This window comes from Pseudomonas cannabina (assembly GCF_900100365.1).
In the GTDB taxonomy this organism is placed as follows: Bacteria; Pseudomonadota; Gammaproteobacteria; order Pseudomonadales; family Pseudomonadaceae; genus Aquipseudomonas; species Aquipseudomonas cannabina.
The window spans coordinates 1,008,668-1,027,962 of record NZ_FNKU01000001.1 but is presented as its reverse complement, the minus strand read 5'-3'; the positions used below and the strand labels follow the sequence as shown (position 1 = coordinate 1,027,962).

At 60.3% G+C, this 19,295-nt stretch carries 13 protein-coding genes and 1 pseudogene; 8 read left to right on the top strand and 6 right to left on the bottom strand.

Features of this window, described 5'->3' with window-relative positions; genetic code table 11:
* Positions 1 to 193: 193 nt before the first annotated feature.
* From ligA to BLT55_RS04835, 4 genes are all read right to left on the bottom strand, one after another.
* The gene (gene ligA / locus BLT55_RS04850) at positions 194 to 2,557 is read right to left on the bottom strand and encodes an NAD-dependent DNA ligase LigA (protein ID WP_054998775.1); all 2,364 of its coding nucleotides are present in this window, start codon (positions 2,555 to 2,557) and stop codon (positions 194 to 196) included.
* 131 nt (positions 2,558 to 2,688) lie between these two features.
* A complete protein-coding gene (gene zipA / locus BLT55_RS04845; RefSeq protein ID WP_007251146.1) occupies positions 2,689 to 3,555 on the bottom strand; it encodes a cell division protein ZipA in 867 nt (288 codons plus the stop codon).
* Positions 3,556 to 3,806: 251 nt separating this feature from the next.
* Complete coding sequence (gene smc, locus BLT55_RS04840; protein WP_074800118.1) at positions 3,807 to 7,295, bottom strand: chromosome segregation protein SMC; 3,489 nt, start codon at positions 7,293 to 7,295, stop codon at positions 3,807 to 3,809.
* A 4-nt stretch (positions 7,296 to 7,299) separates the two neighbouring features.
* Entirely contained in the window at positions 7,300 to 7,959 is a 660-nt protein-coding gene (locus tag BLT55_RS04835; protein WP_055001344.1) for a GntR family transcriptional regulator, read from the bottom strand.
* 275 nt (positions 7,960 to 8,234) lie between these two features.
* Here BLT55_RS04835 and xdhA point away from each other — a divergent pair, with 275 nt between their 5' ends.
* The 4 genes and pseudogenes from xdhA to guaD all read left to right on the top strand — a co-directional run bounded on the left by xdhA (position 8,235) and on the right by guaD (position 14,232).
* Positions 8,235 to 9,689, top strand: coding sequence for a xanthine dehydrogenase small subunit (gene xdhA, locus BLT55_RS04830; RefSeq protein WP_055001345.1), 1,455 nt, complete (start codon positions 8,235 to 8,237; stop codon positions 9,687 to 9,689).
* Positions 9,682 to 12,060, top strand: a pseudogene (gene xdhB, locus BLT55_RS04825) (xanthine dehydrogenase molybdopterin binding subunit). The gene xdhA and the pseudogene xdhB overlap by 8 nt, the downstream one beginning before the upstream one ends.
* A complete protein-coding gene (gene xdhC / locus BLT55_RS04820; protein WP_055001346.1) occupies positions 12,053 to 12,892 on the top strand; it encodes a xanthine dehydrogenase accessory protein XdhC in 840 nt (279 codons plus the stop codon). Before xdhB ends, xdhC begins: the two are co-directional and overlap by 8 nt.
* 26 nt (positions 12,893 to 12,918) lie before the next feature.
* Positions 12,919 to 14,232 (top strand): guanine deaminase, encoded by a 1,314-nt coding sequence (gene guaD / locus BLT55_RS04815; RefSeq protein ID WP_055001347.1) that lies wholly within the window; start codon positions 12,919 to 12,921, stop codon positions 14,230 to 14,232.
* 196 nt (positions 14,233 to 14,428) lie between these two features.
* Here the strand turns inward: guaD and BLT55_RS04810 are convergent, their stop codons facing one another.
* Both BLT55_RS04810 and uraH read right to left on the bottom strand, forming a co-directional pair.
* Entirely contained in the window at positions 14,429 to 15,178 is a 750-nt protein-coding gene (locus BLT55_RS04810; protein ID WP_055001348.1) for a GntR family transcriptional regulator, read from the bottom strand.
* Between the two features lie 124 nt (positions 15,179 to 15,302).
* Positions 15,303 to 15,656, bottom strand: coding sequence for a hydroxyisourate hydrolase (uraH, locus tag BLT55_RS04805; protein ID WP_055001349.1), 354 nt, complete (start codon positions 15,654 to 15,656; stop codon positions 15,303 to 15,305).
* A 369-nt stretch (positions 15,657 to 16,025) separates the two neighbouring features.
* Between uraH and puuE the strand changes: the two genes are divergently transcribed.
* From puuE to BLT55_RS04785, 4 genes are all read left to right on the top strand, one after another.
* The gene (gene puuE, locus BLT55_RS04800) at positions 16,026 to 16,955 is read left to right on the top strand and encodes an allantoinase PuuE (protein ID WP_007251137.1); all 930 of its coding nucleotides are present in this window, start codon (positions 16,026 to 16,028) and stop codon (positions 16,953 to 16,955) included.
* Entirely contained in the window at positions 16,952 to 17,482 is a 531-nt protein-coding gene (gene uraD / locus BLT55_RS04795; RefSeq protein ID WP_054999074.1) for a 2-oxo-4-hydroxy-4-carboxy-5-ureidoimidazoline decarboxylase, read from the top strand. The genes puuE and uraD overlap by 4 nt, the downstream gene beginning before the upstream one ends.
* A 26-nt stretch (positions 17,483 to 17,508) precedes the next feature.
* Positions 17,509 to 18,504 carry an allantoicase gene (gene alc, locus BLT55_RS04790; protein ID WP_054999073.1) on the top strand — a complete coding sequence of 332 codons (996 nt, stop codon included), beginning with the start codon at positions 17,509 to 17,511 and terminating at the stop codon, positions 18,502 to 18,504.
* Positions 18,505 to 18,782: 278 nt separating this feature from the next.
* Positions 18,783 to 19,295, top strand: a complete 513-nt coding sequence (locus BLT55_RS04785; RefSeq protein WP_054999072.1) for an ureidoglycolate lyase — start codon at positions 18,783 to 18,785, stop codon at positions 19,293 to 19,295.

Sequence of the window (19,295 nt, the reverse complement as noted above, 5' to 3'; positions counted from 1 at the left end):
TACATGTCCGGTGACTTTACCGGCCCTTTCGCGGACAAGTCCGCTCCCACGCGTGCGGGGAAAAGCCTGAAAGCCGCGCTCAAGGGCTCTTCAGGATTTGTGTATAACAAAGAGCGCTCCAGCTTACGAATGCCTTGGGTGAAATTTTCGTGCCTATACCATGCGCTCAGCGGTGATACACCACCGGCCTTGCTCAATCAACCGCCACGCCCAGCTCGGTCAGGCGTTTGAGCAGTGCCTCTTCATCCAGCACGGTCAGGCCCAGTTCGTTGGCTTTGGTCAGTTTCGAGCCAGCACCGGGCCCTGCGACGACGGTGTGGGTCTTGGCCGATACCGAGCCGGACACCTTGGCACCCAGGCTTTCGAGCTTTTCCTTGGCGACGTCGCGGCTCATGCGTTCCAGCGTTCCGGTCAGCACCCAGGTCTGGCCCGCCAGTGGCAAGCCTTCGACGGCCTTTTTCTCGCTGCGCCAGTGCATGCCGAAGTCTTTCAATTGGGCTTCGATAGCGCGGGCGCGCTCGGCGTTGGCGTTGGCGTCGAAGAAGTCGCGGACCGATTTGGCCTGTTTCTCGGGCAGCGCCTGGCGCATGTCCAGCCAGTCGGCGCTGATGATGGCTTCCAGCGTATCGAACTTTTCGGCCAGCTTCTGCGCAGCGCCCGGCCCTACCGATGGAATGTGCAGCTTGTCGATCAGCCCCTCCAGCGTGGTGCTGGCGGCAAACTCGGCCCCCAGCTCGCCCTGATCCTGAAGTTGCAGACCGCACTCGCCCAGCAGCGCGTCAATAACGTTACGGTTGTGCTCGTCCTCGAAAAAGCTGTGAATCTCGTAGGCGACTTCCAGACCGATGTCCGGCAGGTAAGTCAGTACTTCCGGCAATGCCTGTTTCACGCGATCCAGCGACGCCAGCGAGCGCGCCAGCACCTTGGCCGTTTCTTCGCCGACGTCGGGGATGCCCAGCGCATAGATGAAGCGCGCCAGCGTCGGCTGTTTGCTGTCGGCGATGGCCTTGAGCAGCTTGTTGCTGGAGATTTCGGCGAAGCCTTCCAGATCGATGATCTGTTCGTATTTCAGCGTGTACAGGTCGGCAGGCGAGCCGATGAGCTTTTCATCGACCAGTTGCTCGATGGTTTTGTCGCCCAGGCCTTCGATGTCCATGGCACGACGCGACACGTAATGAATGATCGCCTGTTTCAGTTGCGCGCCGCAGGCCAGACGCCCGACGCAGCGGTACACCGCGCCTTCGCTGATGGTTTCCTTGCCCTTGCTGCGCTTGACCAACTGCGTGCGCTCGACCTGCGAGCCGCACACCGGGCAGGTCTGCGGCACTTCGACCGGCTTCGCGGTTTGCGGACGGCGCTCGGCAACCACCTGCACCACCTGCGGAATCACATCGCCAGCGCGACGAATGATCACGGTATCGCCGATCATCAGCCCCAGCCGCGCCACTTCGTCCATGTTGTGCAGCGTGGCGTTGGCGACCATGACGCCGGCCACCTTGACCGGCTTGAGACGCGCAACCGGCGTCACGGCACCGGTGCGGCCTACCTGAAACTCAACGTCCAGCAGTTCGGTCAGTTCTTCCATGGCCGGGAATTTGTGCGCAATCGCCCAGCGCGGCTCACGGGCACGAAAACCCAGCTCGCGCTGAGCGGCCAGGCTGTTGACCTTGAACACCACGCCATCGATCTCGTAGCTGAGCGACAGGCGTCGTTCGCCAATGTCTTTGTAATAGGCCAGACACTCCTCGACGCCATTCGCCAGTTTCAGCTCGCGACTGACTGGCATGCCCCACTTCTTCAGCGCGTTCAGCACGCCGATGTGAGTGTCGGCGATTTCTGCCGAGGTCTGACCCAGACCGTAGCAGCAGAATTCCAGCGGGCGGTTGGCGGTGATCTTCGAGTCCAGTTGGCGCAGGCTGCCAGCCGCTGCGTTACGCGGGTTGGCAAAGGTCTTGCCACCGACTTCCAGCTGGCTGGCGTTGAGCCGCTCGAAACCGGCCTTGGACATGAACACTTCGCCGCGCACTTCCAGCACCTCCGGCCAGCCCTTGCCTTGCAGCTTGAGCGGAATGTTGCGCACCGTGCGCACATTGACGCTGATGTCTTCGCCGGTCGTGCCGTCCCCTCGCGTGGCGCCGCGCACCAGCGCCCCGTCGCGATACAGCAGGCTGACCGCCAGACCGTCCAGCTTGGGTTCGCAACTGTACTCGACCGTGCTGCCCGCGCCGAACAGATCGCCAGCAGGCAAGTCCAGCCCCTCGGTCACCCGGCGGTCGAACTCGCGCAGGTCGTTTTCTTCGAAGGCGTTGCCCAGGCTGAGCATCGGCATTTCGTGACGCACCTGAGTGAACGCCGACAACGCGGCGCTGCCGACCCGCTGGGTCGGCGAATCCGGCGTGACCAGATGCGGGTTTTCTGCCTCAAGGGCCTTGAGCTCGTGGAACAGGCGGTCGTACTCGACATCCGGGATGCTTGGCTCATCCAGAACGTGATAGCGGTAGTTGTGCTGATCCAGCTCTGCACGCAGTTCGAGGATTCGGGTTTCGACGGCCTTCATAAGGGTGTTCTCTCAAAAAGCAAAAAAGCAGCCGAGGCTGCTCATCTGTTGGTTCTGTTCTGCTGCGCTCCGGCTCCCCTTGAAAGCGCGCCAGGGCGCGATTTCAGTCAGGGAGCGGCGCAAGAAAGCGCTTATCCGCGACGCTGGGTCAGCGCACGGCGCTCGAATTCAACGATGCGCTGGCGATAGTGCTCGATGGTCTGCGCGGTCATGACACTGCGCTGATCATCTTTCAGTTCGCCATCCAGCTCGTGAGCCAGCTTGCGTGCTGCGGCCACCATGACATCGAATGCCTGCTTCGGATGACGCGGACCTGGCAGGCCGAGGAAGAAGCTCACGGCACGGGTGCTGAAATGATCGATATCGTCGAGATCGAACACGCCCGGCTTGACGGCGTTGGCCATCGAGAACAGTACTTCGCCATTGCCTGCCATGCTTTCGTGACGATGGAAGATGTCCATTTCGCCGAAACGCAGGCCGCTTTCCAAAATGTTCTGCAACAGCGCAGGGCCCTTGAAGCCGCCTTCGCTGCGCGAGATCACGCTGATGACTAGCACTTCTTCGACCGGAGGCAGATCCTTGTCTTCGGTAATGCGCTGGGCTGGCTTGTCGTCCGGGAAATCATCGTCACGCCCCGTGAACAGGCTCGGGCCGTCGATGTCCAGATTCAGGTCGCCCTGCTGCGGTTCATCCTTGCGCTTCTTGTCGCTGCCACCACGTTTTTCGCTGCCGCGCTTGTTGTCGCGCGGGCTGGCGCTCATCGACGGCAGGTCGTGCTCGTCCAGCTGCGGCTCTTTGTGGGTATCCAGCACACGGGGCGGCCCCAGCACCTCGGCCGACGTTGGCTCTTCTTCCTCGGGAAGGTTGGAAAAGCTTCGATCCAGCCTGAATTTCAATTTACCTTTGCTGCCGCGCATACGGCGCCAGCCATCAAAAAGAATACCGGCGATGACTATTATGCCGATGACGATCAGCCACTCGCGCAGACCGATTTCCATGTAATCCAGTGCCTCTAATGAAGAAATCTGAAAATAAGGGCCTAAACCCCTTTAAAACGTGGTGCCAAGTCTATGTTCTGACTGGCATTTTGCCCACGCAAAAATAAAAAAGTGGTCACTAAACTAGCACGACCAAAGGCAACTTTACACCGTCTGTTACGTCTCTTTGCTACCCGAAGTGCCATCTGGCGCACAACCGTGACATTTTCCGGCTTTTTCACGCGGTTTTCGCCGCGCTTGTCGACATTCGCTCAGGCATCCACCAGCGCCATGGCCTCTTCCACATCCACAGCCACGAGCCGCGAACAACCGGGCTCGTGCATCGTCACCCCCATCAGTTGATCAGCCATTTCCATGGCGATCTTGTTGTGGGTGATGTAGATGAACTGCACCGTTTGTGACATTTCTTTCACCAAACGCGCATAACGGCCCACGTTGGCATCATCCAGCGGCGCATCCACCTCATCGAGCATGCAGAACGGCGCAGGATTAAGCTTGAAAATGGCAAAAACCAGCGCCAGCGCAGTCAGGGCTTTCTCCCCACCGGACAGCAAGTGGATGGTGCTGTTCTTCTTGCCGGGGGGGCGCGCCATGATTGTCACCCCTGTATCGAGTAGATCTTCGCCCGTCAGTTCCAAATAAGCAGAGCCTCCACCGAAAACTTTCGGAAAAAGTGCCTGAATTCCGCTATTTATCTGATCGAAGGTATCTTTGAAGCGGTTTCGGGTTTCCTTGTCGATCTTGCGGATCACGTTTTCCAGGGTATCGAGCGCTTCCACAAGGTCGGCGTCCTGCGCGTCCAGATAACGTTTGCGCTCGGACTGCTGCTGGTATTCGTCGATGGCCGCAAGGTTGATCGCGCCCAGACGCTGAATACGCCCGGCGATGCTTTCCAGTTGCTGCTCGGCGGCCTGCTCGCTGGCCTCCGGGGTCAGCGTGGCGAGCACGCCGTGCAAGTCGTAGCCGTCTTCCTGCAACTGATCCTGCAAGGCGGTGCGGCGTACGGTCAGCGACTGCCATTCGAGCCGTTGCTGTTCCAGCTGGCCGCGCAGCAGTTGCGCTTGCTGCTCAGCCTGGGTGCGGCGCTTCTCTGCCTCGCGCAGCTCGCGGTCGGCGTCTTCCAGCGCGTTCTTGGCGATGCGCATTTCGTCGTCGACCACCATGCGCCGCTCCAGCAGCTCTTCCAGCTTGAGGCGCAGCTCTTCGAGCGGTGCCTCGCCCTCCTCCAGATTGAGGCTGAGCTGTTCGCGTTTTTCCGTCAGCCTTTCGGACTGCATGCGCAGGCGCTCGAGCGCCTGACGTGTCGAATCGTATTGTGCTTTGATCGAGCCCAGGCGCACCGCCAGTTGATGGCTGTGGTCCTTGTGCTGACGGGCATCCTGGCGTATCCGGTCCAGACGCTCGCGCAACGAGTCGCGTTGCGCCTGCAGCACTTCGCGCTGCTCGGTGTCTTGCGCCATGGCGTCCAGCGCGTCCTGCAATTGCAGGCGCGACTCGCCGAGCTGTTCGTGCTCGGCGGCACGCTGTTCGGCCAGTTCGGCCAGCTCTTCGTCCAGACGCGCGCGGCGCAGGGTCAACTGTTCGACCTTCACTTTGGCCGCCGACAATTGCGCCTTGAGCTCGCTTTGCTGACGGGTTTCGTCCTGCACCCGACGGCGCAGTTGCTCGCGGGCATCTTCCTGCTGCGACTGTTGCTCGCGCAGGCTCAGCAACTGTTCTTCCAGCGTTGCCAGGGTCGCTTCGCGCTCGTCGCGTTCCAGCCCCAACCGCTGCAATTCCTGGCCACGCGCCAACACGCCGCTCTGTGCTTCGCTGGCGCGCCTGACACGTAAAAAATGCCGACCGACCCAATAGCCATCACGGCTGATCAGACTTTGCCCGGCGCTCAAGTGCGTGCGCCGCGCCAACGCTTCGTCGAGGTTCTCAACCGGAAACACCTGACCCAGCCAGGCCGACAGATCGACCGTACTTTCGACCTTTTCCAGCAAGCTGCCCGGCACGCGAACCGTGTCAGCACCGGCGCTCAGCAAACGCAGATCGCCCTGCTGGAAACCGGCCAGATCGAGCCCGTCAAAGTCATCGACTAATACCGCCTGCAAATCGGCCCCTAAAACCGTTTCCACCGCCAGCTCCCAGCCAGCCTCGACACTCAGCCCCTCGGCCAGACGCGGGCGCTCGGTCAGCTGCTGATCGCGCAGCCATTCGGCAGTGCCGGTATCCGGATCGAGCGCCGCCTGTTGCAGGGCCTCCAGCGAGGCCAGTCGGCCATTGAGCCGCTGCAGCTCGCCTTGCGCCTGCTGCTGCGCCTGACTGGCGTTTTGCAGCGCCTCGCGCAATTGTTCCAGACGCTCGACCGCCTGCTCTTCGCCCATGTGCAGCTCTTCAAGGGTCAGGTCGCGGGTGGCAAGGTCTTCACTCAGTTCAAGAATGGCCGCGTCTTCCGGGTCGGCCGCCAGCAACTGCCGCTCCTCGGCCAGACGTCGCTGGCGCTCGGCCAGTCGCTCGATGCTCTGTTCGAGTTGCTGAATGCGCGATTGCTGAACTTGTGCCTGGCGCTGCGGCTCGGCAGATTGCTGATTGAAGGCGTCCCACTTTTCCTGCCAGCCCTGCATGGCGGCTTCGGCGTCTTCCAGCGCGATGGCTGATTCTTCGGCGGCAGCACTGGTCATTTCCTGCTCGGGCTCGAGCATTTCCAGCTCTTCGCCGAGGGTCGCGAGCAAGGTGGTGTCGTGGCCCAGGTGCGATTCGGTTTCCAGGCGGGCGCGCTCGGCTTCGCGCAGATCGTCCTGCAACTGACGCAGGCGTTGCTGGCCGTGCTGGATGCTCTGCTCGACGCGGGCAATGTCGCCGCCGACCGAATAGAAGCGCCCCTGCACCAGATTGAAACGTTCGGACAAATCATGATGGCCGTCGCGCAGCCGCTCGATGCTGGCATCGGCACTGCGCTGATCGGCCACCAACGCTTCGAAGCCGACTTCCTGATTGCCGATCACCGCCTCACGCTGACCGACCTGCTCGTTCAGCGCCTGCCAGCGCAAGGCCGACAGCTGTGCCTTGAGCTGACGCTCCTCGGCCTTGTACTCCTGATACTTCTCGGCGGCCTGAGCCTGGCGGTGCAGGCGCTCCAGCTGACGCTCCAGCTCTTCGCGAAGGTCGGTCAGGCGCGCGAGGTTTTCGTGGGTGCGGCGGATGCGGTTTTCGGTCTCCCGGCGTCGTTCCTTGTACTTGGAGATCCCGGCGGCTTCTTCGATGAAGTTGCGCAGATCCTCGGGCTTGGCTTCGATCAGCTTGGAGATCATGCCCTGCTCGATGATCGAATAGCTGCGCGGCCCCAGGCCGGTGCCGAGGAAGATGTCGGTAATGTCGCGGCGACGGCATTTGGTGCCATTGAGGTAATAGCTGTTCTGGCTGTCGCGCGTCACTTTGCGGCGAATCGAAATTTCCGCGTAGGCCGCGTACTCGCCCACCAGCGTGCCGTCGGAGTTGTCGAACACCAGCTCGATGCTCGCCTGGCTGACCGGCTTGCGGCTGGTCGAGCCATTGAAGATGACATCGGTCATCGACTCGCCACGCAGGTTCTTGGCCGAGCTCTCGCCCATGACCCAGCGCACGGCGTCGATGATGTTGGATTTGCCGCACCCGTTAGGGCCGACGACAGCCGCCATGTTGCTGGGGAAGTTCACCGTGGTGGGGTCGACGAAAGATTTGAACCCCGCCAGCTTGATGCACTTCAGGCGCATGGCGTCAGCTCGCTGCCAAAGCGGACAGCACGAGCTGACAGCTGCGCTGGCAATAATTAGCCACTACCACGCGGATCTGCGCCAGATCGCGCGCTATGACAGCCGCCAGCAAGTCGCCGAACAGCACCAGGTATTCGCTCATTTCGGCCTTGCGCTGTTCAAGCGCGAGAAAGTAGCTGCGACTCATCGAAGGCTGCAGATTCTCGACGGTTTCCTCCAGGTACGGGTTGTTGGCGAACGGATAGGCCGCGCGCATCACGTTGAAGCTTTCTTCAACGAACAGCCTGACGTCCTGCTGCTCGAAGCTGGCCTGCAGGCGCTGCTGGATCTGCCGAAACGGGGCGAGATCCTCTTCGCTCTGCCAGCGTTCGCCCACAGCCTTGGCCAGCAGAATGTACAACTCGCTCATCAACGTGCACAGGCTGGTGACGTTGTGCGCGTTGAGCACCGTCACCTGCGCGCCACGACGCGCCAGAATCACCACCAGATGACGGCGTTCCAGAATCAATAATGCTTCGCGCACGGAGCCACGGCTGACGTTCAACGCCTGCGTGACTTTCTGCTCCTGGATTCGCTCTCCAGGCTTGAGCTCACCGCGAATGATCCGCTCGGCAAGGTGATGAGCAATTTGCTCAGCGAGGCTGTCCGGTGCCTTGAACGTCATGACTATCCTTCAAAAAAACCAGTTTTGCTGCTAGCCGCGAAGTGTATCGCAACCGGCATGAGTGGCGCAGGGCCATAAACGCGGAAACTGGCATGAAATGAGCAAAACCTTGAACATCGCCCGGCGGACGATGCAAGAACCACGCTGCCTTTGATCGGCAGATTGACGAAAAATCCGTTTTCCTGACTTTCAGGTCAGAAACAAATTGACCCCCTAAGCAGAGCTGATAGATTCATCGACATGTCTGATGACAATAAGTGTGAGGGCTTTGCGCCGTGATTCAGTTCCTTTTGAACCAAGAGCTAAAAACCGAGCGCGCCCTGAACCCGAACATGACCGTGCTGACTTACCTGCGTGAGCAGGCACATAAGCCCGGTACCAAGGAAGGTTGCGCCAGCGGTGACTGTGGCGCGTGCACGGTGGTCGTCGGCGAGCTGCACAGCGACGCGCACGGCCAGCAACAGTTGCGTTATCGCAGCCTCAATTCCTGCCTGACCTTTGTGGCGTCGCTGCACGGCAAGCAATTGATCAGCGTTGAAGACCTCAAACATCAAGGCCAGTTGCACAGCGTGCAGAAAGCCATGGTCGAGTGTCATGGCTCGCAATGCGGCTTCTGCACCCCGGGCTTCGTGATGTCGCTGTTCGCCCTGCAAAAGAACAGCAGCGACGCCGACGCGCATCAGGCCCATGAAGCGCTGGCGGGCAATCTGTGCCGCTGCACCGGTTATCGACCGATTCTGGCCGCTGCCGAACAGTCCTGCGCCCTGCGCGTGCCTGACCAGTTCGATCAGCGCCAGGCGCAAACCATCGAGCGCCTGCGTGCAATCACGCCGGAGCAGACCGGCGAACTCAACGACGGTGAAAAACACTGTCTGATTCCGCTGACCGTGGCCGATCTTGCCGACCTGTATCAGGCCAACCCTCACGCCCGGCTGCTGGCCGGCGGCACCGATCTGGCGCTGGAAGTCACGCAATTCCACAAAGCGCTGCCCGCCATGATTTACGTCGGGCATATCGCCGACATGAAGCGCGTCGAGCGCTTCGATGACCGCCTGGAGATCGGTGCCGCCACACCGCTGACCGATTGCTACGCCGCGCTGAAGGCTGAATACCCGGACTTCGGCGAATTGTTGCAGCGCTTCGCTTCGTTGCAGATTCGCAATCAGGGCACGCTGGGCGGCAACATTGGCAACGCCTCGCCGATTGGCGAATCCCCGCCTCTGCTGATCGCCCTCGGCGCACAGATCGTGCTGCGCAAAGGCGCTACCCGGCGTACCCTGGCGCTGGAAGATTACTTCATCGATTACAAGGTCACCGCCCGACAGGAAAGCGAGTTCATCGAAAAGATCATCGTGCCGACCGCCAACCCTCAGCAGACTTTTCGCGCCTACAAAGTTTCCAAGCGCCTGGACGACGACATTTCGGCGGTCTGTGCGGCGTTTTGCCTGACGATCGAAGACGGCGTGATCCGCGAGGCGCGTGTCGCGTTTGGCGGCATGGCGGCGATTCCGAAACGTGCGGCGGCCTGCGAGCGGGCCTTGCTCGGCGAACCGTGGAACAACGAAACCGTCGAGCAGGCCTGCGCGGCCCTGAGCGACGATTTCACCCCGCTGTCGGACTTCCGCGCCAGCAAGGAATACCGGTTGCTGAGCGCACAAAACCTGCTGCGCAAATACTTCATCGAAGTGCAGCAGCCAGCCGTTGCAACGCGGGTGACCGACTATGTCTGAGCACAAAATCCCACTGACCCAGGCCGACATGCTGGCTGTGTTTCAACAGGGTTTGAGCACTGGCGTGGGACGCAGCGTCAAGCACGACAGCGCCGACAAGCACGTCTCCGGCGAAGCGGTGTATATCGACGACCGCCTGGAATTTCCCAATCAGTTGCATGTGTACGCACGACTGTCGGACCGCGCCCATGCACGGATCATCAGCATCGACACCTCGCCCTGCTTCGCCTTCGCCGGCGTAAGCATCGCGATCACCCACGAGGATATCCCCGGCCTGAAAGACATCGGACCGCTGTTACCGGGCGATCCGCTGCTGGCCATCGACAAAGTGGAATTCGTCGGCCAGCCGGTGCTTGCCGTGGCCGCGCGGGATCTGGACGTTGCGCGCTAGGCGGCAATGGCGGCAATCATCGAATACGAAGACCTGGAGCCAGTGCTGGACGTGGTTCAGGCCCTGCGTCAGAAGCATTTCGTGCTCGACAGCCACACCCACAAGCGCGGCGATTCGGCGACGGCTCTGCAAGGTGCGACCCACCGTTTGCAGGGCAACCTGCACATTGGCGGCCAGGAACATTTCTACATGGAAACCCAGATCTCCTCGGTCATGCCGACTGAGGACGGCGGCATGATTGTCTATTGCTCGACCCAGAACCCCACGGAAATCCAGAAGCTGGTGGCCGAGGTGCTGAACGTACCGATGAACCGCATCGTGGTCGATATGCGGCGCATGGGCGGTGGTTTCGGTGGCAAGGAAACCCAAGCGGCCAGCCCGGCCTGCCTGTGCGCAGTGATTGCGCGCCTGACCGGTCAGCCGACCAAAATGCGCCTGCAACGCTTCGAAGACATGCAGATGACCGGCAAACGCCACCCGTTCTATATCGAGTACGACGTGGGCTTTGATGACGATGGGCGGTTGCAAGGCATCGAACTGGATCTAGCCGCCAACTGCGGCTATTCGCCAGACCTGTCGGCCTCGATTGTCGACCGTGCGATGTTCCATGCCGACAACGCCTATTACCTGGGCGAAGCGACGATCAATGGCCATCGCTGCAAGACTCACACGGCGTCCAACACCGCCTATCGCGGCTTTGGCGGGCCGCAAGGCATGGTTGCCATCGAAGAAGTCATGGACTGTATCGCCCGTTTTCTCGGCAAGGACCCGCTTGCGGTGCGCAAGGCCAACTACTACGGCAAGACCGAGCGCAACGTCACGCATTACTACCAGACGGTCGAGCACAATCTGCTGGAAGAAATGACCGCAGACCTGGAGCAGAGCAGCCAGTACGCCGAGCGCCGCGAAGCCATTCGGGCCTTCAATGCCAGCAGTCCGATCCTGAAAAAAGGCCTGGCACTGACGCCGGTCAAGTTCGGCATTTCGTTCACCGCCAGCTTTCTCAATCAGGCCGGCGCGCTGATTCACATCTACACCGACGGCAGCATCCATCTGAACCATGGCGGCACCGAGATGGGCCAGGGTTTGAACACCAAGGTCGCGCAGGTCGTGGCAGAAGTGTTTCAAGTTGATATCGAGCGTATCCAGATCACCGCCACCAACACTGACAAAGTGCCGAATACTTCGCCGACGGCGGCGTCCAGCGGCACTGACCTGAATGGCAAGGCAGCGCAGAATGCCGCGGAAATCCTCAAGCGGCGTCTGGTTGATTTTGCCGCGCGGCATTACGCAGTGGCAGAAACCGAGGTTGAATTTCGCAACGGTCATGTGCGGATCGGTGAGATTGTTTTGCCCTTTGCCGAGCTGGCTCAACAGGCGTGGATGGGTCAGGTGTCGCTGTCCAGCACCGGCTACTACAAGACGCCGAAGATTTTCTATGACCGCAGCCAGGCGCGCGGTAGACCGTTCTACTACTACGCGTTCGGTGCAGCCTGCGTCGAGGTGATCGTCGATACCCTGACCGGTGAATACAAGACCTTGCGCACCGACATCCTGCACGATGTCGGCGCGTCGCTGAACCCGGCGATCGACATCGGCCAGGTCGAAGGCGGCTACATTCAGGGCGCGGGCTGGCTGACCACCGAAGAGCTGGTGTGGAACGACAAAGGCAAGCTGATGACCAGCGGTCCGGCGTCGTACAAGATCCCGGCGGTGGCTGACATGCCGCTGGACTTGCGCGTCAAGCTGGTGGAAAACCGCAAGAACCCGGAAGACACGGTGTTCCATTCCAAGGCCGTGGGCGAGCCGCCGTTCATGCTCGGCATCGCGGCGTGGTGCGCGATCAAGGACGCCGTGGCGAGCCTCGGTGATTATCGTCATCAGCCGAACATCGACGCTCCGGCGACGCCGGAAAAGGTGTTGTGGGGCTGTGAACAGATGCGTCAGTTGCACACGGCAAAGGCTCACCCCTATGAATAACTGGATCAGCGCTCTGGCCGAGCTTCAGGCCCGCAGTGAACCCGGCATTCTGGTGACGATCATCGAAGAGCTGGGCTCTACACCGCGCAACGCCGGCTCGAAAATGGTCGTCTGCGCCGAACGCATCTACGACACCATCGGCGGTGGCCATCTGGAATACAAAGCCATGGAAATCGCCCGCGAGATGCTCGCCAGCGGCACCCGGCAGACGCGGCTGGAACGCTTCAGTCTGGGCGCAAGCCTTGGTCAGTGTTGTGGCGGCGTCAACGTGCTGCTGTTCGAGCCGATGGGCGAGCCTGTTGCGCACATCGCGGTATTCGGTGCCGGCCATGTCGGCCGCGCGCTGGTGCCACTGTTGGCCAGCCTGCCCTGCCGGGTACGCTGGATCGACAGCCGTGAACACGAATTCCCCGAAACAATGCCGGAAGGCGTGTTGAAGATCCTTAATGACGAACCGGTCGATGAGGTTGCGCAGTTGCCCGTCGGCACTTACTGCATCGTCATGACGCACAACCATCAACTCGACCTGGAACTGACTGCCGCGATCCTCAAGCGCGGGGACTTCGGCTATTTCGGGCTGATCGGCTCGAAAACCAAGCGGGTCAAGTTCGAACACCGCTTGCGTGAACGCGGGTTCGACGCCAGCCTGCTGCAACGTATGCGTTGCCCGATGGGCCTGGCCGAGGTCAAAGGCAAACTGCCCGTCGAGATCGCGGTGTCCATCGCCGCCGAGGTCATCGCCACTTACAACGTCAGCTTTGGCCAACAGAGCGCCAATGCCAAACCTATCGCCAGACTGCTGCCTGCCTCACGCCGCAGCCAGTCGCAATAGCCGCAGTCAGTCACAACGAGAATGCCATGAGTTCAGTTTCCAACCGTAAGGCCTACCGCGCCGCCATCGTTCACAGCATTGCCGACCCGGCTGAAGTGGCAATTGAAGCGTCTTATGAATATTTCGCCGACGGCCTTCTGCTTGTCGAGGATGGCAAGATCGTTGCGCTGGGCCATGCCGCCGACCTGCTGGGCAGCCTGGGCAGTGACGTGGAGCTGATCGAGTATCAGGACGCGCTGATCACGCCGGGCTTCATCGACACGCACATTCACCTGCCGCAAACCGGCATGATCGGCGCGTATGGCGAGCAATTGCTGGACTGGCTGAACACTTACACCTTCCCCTGCGAAAGCCAGTTCGCCGACCCCGAGCATTCTGCCGAGGTGGCGGGTATCTTCATCAAGGAATTGCTGCGCAACGGCACCACCACGGCGCTGGTGTTCGGCAGCGTGCACAAAGAGTCAGTGGAGGCGTTTTTCAGTGCGGCGCAGGCGCTTGATCTGCGCATGATCGCCGGCAAGGTGATGATGGACCGCAACGCGCCGGACTATCTTATCGACACACCCGAATCCGGCTATGCCGACAGCAAGGCGCTGATCGAGCGCTGGCATGGCCAGGGTCGCCTGAGCTACGCCGTGACCCCGCGCTTCGCGCCGACCAGCAGCCCGGAACAGCTAGGCCTGGCGGGCCAGTTGTTGACTGAATACCCTGGTTTGTACATGCAAACCCACATCAGCGAAAACCTTCAGGAAATCGAGTGGGTCAAGGCGCTGTTCCCCGAACGCAAGCACTATCTGGACGTCTACGACCACTTCAACCTGTTGAGCGAGCGCTCGGTGTTCGCCCATGGCGTGCACTTGTGCGACGAACAATGCGCGCGGCTGGCGCAAACCGGCTCGACCATCGCCTTCTGCCCGACCTCCAATCTGTTTCTGGGCAGCGGCCTGTTCAACCTGCCGATGGCCGAGAAGCACAAGATCAACGTCGGCCTGGGCACCGATGTGGGCGGCGGCACCAGCTTTTCGATTCTGCAGACGCTGAACGAAGCCTACAAAGTCATGCAGATGCAGGGCGCACGCCTGAACCCGTTCAAATCGCTGTATCTGGCTACCTTGGGTGGCGCGCGGGCGTTGCGCCTGGAAGACAAGGTCGGCAGCCTCAAACCCGGCAACGAGGCCGATTTTCTTGTGCTTGATTACGACGCCACACCGTTGCTGTCGTATCGACTGAAACAGGCGAAGGGCATTGAAGAGATACTGTTTGTGCTGATGACGATTGGCGACGACCGGACGGTGAAACAGACTTGGTCGGGGGGGCGGCTGGTGCATGAGCGGGGCTGAACCCTCGTCTCGCGCGCGCCAGTGGACGATAGTGACTTATCGATCCCTACGCGTGGGGAATGCAGGTCGTGACGCTCTGCGTCGCAAAAAGGACGCAGAGCGTCCGGAACGGCATGACGACGCGGAGCGTCGCACGATAGTTGAGGTGGCATACTGACACAGAATCTCGGCACGATAGCTGGATGGATGAGCCGCCTCAACGCGCCGGCTTTTTCTTGCCCGGCACGTGCGAGAACACGGCATGCAAATCAGCCGAGGCGCTGTCTTCGTCGAGGTTGAGTTTGCTGTCGATGTGGTCCATATGGTGCATCATCAGCTCGACGGCCAGCGGCGCATCGCGAGCTTCGATGGCGTCGATCAGCTGGCTGTGCTCATCGTAGGAACAGTGCGTGCGATTGCCGGTTTCGTACTGGGCAATAATCAGTGAAGTCTGCGACACCAGGCTACGCTGGAAGCTGATCAGCGGTGCATTTTTTGCAGCCACCGCCAGTTGCAGATGAAACTCCCCGGACAGACGAATGCCCGCACCCCGGTCCCCTCGGGCGAAGCTGTCGCGCTCGTCGCTGACCATCTGCCGCAGCTCGGCCAGTTGTTCGGCGCTGGCGTGTTCGACGGCCAGTTCGGTGATGGCCCGCTCGACCATACGCCGGGCGAAGAACACCTGGCGCGCCTCTTCGACACTGGGGCTGGCGACCACTGCACCGCGATTGGGGCGTAACAGCACGACCCCTTCGTGACCCAGCCGCGACAGCGCGCGGCGAATAATGGTGCGGCTGACCCCGAAAATCTCACCCAGCGCCTCTTCACTCAATTTGGTGCCCGGTGCCAGACGCTGCTCCAGAATCGCATCGAAAATATGCTCGTAAACGATATCGTCCTGGGTCACGCTGCGGACGCTGTCGAGGCTGCGCGGCTGTTTCTTGAGAGGCAGGGACTGATCGTTCATGAATACTCGTGCGCGGATAGAGGGCGGCCTTGGGGCTGACGCATTGTACACGGGGTGCAACAGGAAGCAGGTCTGGACGAAACGCACGCGAAAAAAAGCCCGCAGTGTGGGGCGGGCAAGAGAATCAGCTGCCTCTGTACGTCGAGTAGCTGTACGGCGAGATTAACAGCGGCACATGAAAGTGTTCCTGACCTGCATCAATACCGAAGCGCAGCACCACTTCATCGAGAAACGCCGGCTCGTTCAACGCCACGCCTCGTGCACGGTAATAATCGCCTGCCTGAAAGTGCAGCTGATACACGCCAGACTGATAGTCGTCGCCTTGCAGCAGAGGCGCATCACAGCGCCCATCGCTGTTGGTGACTGCGCTGAGAATGTGCAGCAATTGCTGATCCTGCACCCGATACAAGTCAACGCGAATAGAAGCGCCGGGGCAGCCGCGAGCCGAGTCCAGCACGTGTGTAGTCAATTTTCCCAAAACTTCGCCCCTTTGTATCCGAGTGATCACATCAGCGCACCAATCAGGTGCCCGGCAGTGCGCCATCGCGACCGATTAAGACACCTTTGCAAAAACCTGTACACAATAAAATCATCGCGGGCTATCCAGTTACGCGCGGCGCAGCGCCAAATCGTCGATTTCATTGAAGCCAAGGAAAAGCATCAGGTTTTTTTGCTTTAACTGACCAGTCAGGCAGGTTTCTTGCTTCACTCATGAGCAACAATCGCATTCGATGAAGAAAAGTTCAGGGTTACAACCCGCAAATCAAATTGTATACAATCTTTACTTTGCAGTGCCTTGCCTGCTTCTCGCAATGCACCTGATATCACGCACATAAGGAAGCTTGCAGTGAGTGCTGACTACCCACGCGACCTGATCGGTTACGGCAGCCACCCGCCTCATCCACGCTGGCCGGGCAATGCGCGCATTGCCTTGTCGTTCGTGCTCAATTACGAGGAAGGCGGCGAGCGCAATATTCTGCACGGCGATAAGGAATCTGAAGCCTTTCTCTCCGAGATGGTCGCCGCGCAGCCACTGCAAGGCCAGCGCAACATGAGCATGGAGTCGCTGTACGAGTACGGCAGCCGTGCCGGTGTGTGGCGCATTCTCAAGCTGTTCAAACAGTTCGACATTCCGCTGACCATCTTCGCCGTCGCCATGGCTGCGCAACGTCATCCGGACGTGATCCGCGCCATGGTCGCCGACGGACACGAAATCTGCAGCCACGGCTACCGCTGGATCGATTACCAGAACATGGACGAAGCCGAAGAGCGCGAGCACATGCGCCGCGCGATTCAGATTCTCACCGAAATCAGTGGCGAACGCCCGCTGGGCTGGTACACCGGGCGCACCGGACCTAACACGCGCCGGCTGGTCATGGAGGAAGGCGGCTTTCTCTATGATTGCGACACTTACGACGACGACCTGCCGTACTGGGAACCGAACAACCCGACCGGCAAGCCGCATCTGGTGATCCCGTACACGCTGGACACCAACGACATGCGCTTTACCCAGGTGCAGGGCTTCAACAACGGCGAGCAGTTTTTCCAGTACCTGAAAGACGCTTTCGACGTGCTGTATGCCGAAGGCGAAGACGCGCCGAAGATGCTTTCGATTGGCCTGCATTGCCGCCTGATTGGTCGCCCTGCCCGCCTTGCCGCGCTCAAACGTTTCATTGAGTACGCCAAAAGCCATGAACAGGTGTGGTTCACTCGCCGGGTCGACATTGCCCGGCACTGGCACACTGAACACCCATTCACCGGCGAGGCAGCGCAATGAGCGGGTTGCAGAATCCGAAGCCCTCGAGGCTGAGCCGCGACGAATTTGTTGCGACCTTCGCCGATATCTACGAGCACTCACCGTGGATCGCAGAACGGGCATTTGACCAAGGCGCAGGCCCCGAACTGGATCAGCTCGAAACCTTGCACGCGCGCATGAGCGACATTTTGCTCAAGGCCACTCACGAGCAACAACTGGCATTGATCAATGCTCACCCGGACCTGGCAGGCAGAGCTGCCGTTCAGGGTGAACTGACTCAGGCCAGCACCGATGAACAGGCGGGTGCCGGCATCCACCTCTGCACGCCTGAGGAATTTCAGCGCTTCACCGGGCTGAACGAGGCTTACAAGGCCCGCTTCGGCTTTCCGTTCATTATGGCGGTCAAGGGCAGCGACAGACACAAGATTCTGGCCGCGTTCGAACAACGCATCCACCACTCGCCCGAGGCCGAGTTCGCTTGCGCCCTGGCCGAGATCAACAAGATCGCACTGTTTCGTCTCCAGGCGCTGCACGCGTCGCAGGCATAACCGAATTCAGAAGGCAGACAAAAAGCATGAAAGTTTACGCCGCACCGTTCGAGAAGTTCGTCAACCTGGCCGACGCGCGCTTAGGGACCAAGATCCTGTCGGTCACCGATGACTGGTTCGCCGATGCCAACCGCTTGTTCCAGCCAACGCCTGCGGTCTGGAAAGAAGGCGTGTTCGATGACAACGGCAAGTGGATGGACGGCTGGGAGTCGCGGCGCAAGCGTTTCGAAGGTTACGACAGCGCAGTGATTCAACTCGGCGTGGCCGGCACCCTCAAGGGCGTGGACATCGACACTTCCTTCTTTACTGGCAACTTCCCGCCTTCCGCATCGTTGGAAGCCTGCTTTCTGGCATCGGGCGAGCCGGACGAAAATACGGCGTGGACCGAAGTGCTGTCGTCAGTGGAGTTGAAAGGCAACACCCATCACTACCATGAGATCAGCCACGACCAGCCGTTCAGCCATCTGCGCTTCAATATTTATCCGGACGGCGGCGTCGCGCGCCTGCGGGTGTATGGCGTGCCACACCGCGACTGGTCGAAAGTCAGCGAAAGCGAGCAGATCGATCTGGTCGCAGCACTCAATGGCGGCCGCTCGATTGCCTGTTCAGACGAGCATTACGGCAGCATGAGCAACATCCTCAACCCTGGCCGTGGCGTGAACATGGGCGATGGCTGGGAAACCGCGCGCCGTCGCACACCGGGCAATGACTGGGTGATCGTGGCGCTGGGGCATCAGGGCGAAGTCGAGAAAGTCATCGTCGACACCCTGCACTTCAAGGGCAACTACCCGGACAGCTGCTCGATACAGGGCGCATTCGTCAAAGGCGGCACCGACAGCCAGATCGAGACCCAGAGCCTGTTCTGGCGCGAACTGCTGCCAAGCCAGAAACTCACCATGCACGCCGAACACGAGTTCGCCGAGCAGGTAAAAGCCATCGGCCCGATCACCCACATCCGCCTGAACGTGTTTCCGGACGGTGGCGTGAGCAGGTTGCGGGTGTTGGGTAAGGTGTCCAGATAAAGACACCTAAACTCTCGTCACCACGCTCCGCGCCCATCTACAGGCCTGATTTTGATTCTGGCCGAAGGCCGTGGGAGCGAACTTGTTCGCGAAGGGGCCAGTACAGCCCCTGAAAGTGGGTCGTCTGGACCACCGTCTTCGTGAGCAAGCTCACTCCCACACTCGGCGTTATGCACAAGTCCGCTTTTGATTCTGGCCGGACGGCAGAAGCAGGCGAGCACCGCATTCCAGGCAGCGACGAATGCGATAAACCCTGAAACCATTAAAGAAGAATCCGCATGCGCACACTGACAATCGAGCCGCTGACCAAGGAAGCCTTTGCCCCTTTCGGTGATGTCATTGAAACCGATGGCAGCGATTACTTCATGATCAACAACGGCTCGACCATGCGTTTTCATCGCCTGGCCGAAGTCGACACCGCACAACCGGATGACAAGGCAATCATCAGCATTTTCCGCGCCGAAGCACTGCCGATGCCCCTGACTATCGGCATGCTGGAGCGTCATCCGCTGGGCAGTCAGGCGTTCATTCCGCTGCTTGGTCATCCGTTTCTGATCGTGGTCGCCCCAGTGGGCGATGCACCTGAATCGGCCCTGACCCGCGCCTTCGTTTCCAACGGCAGGCAGGGTGTCAACTATCATCGCGGCGTCTGGCATCATCCGGTGCTGACCATCGAAAAACAGGATGACTTCCTGGTGGTTGATCGCAGCGGCTCCGGTAACAACTGCGACGAACATTATTTTGCCGAGAACCAGTTGCTGGTTCTCGATCCCAACCCACTGGAAGGGTAA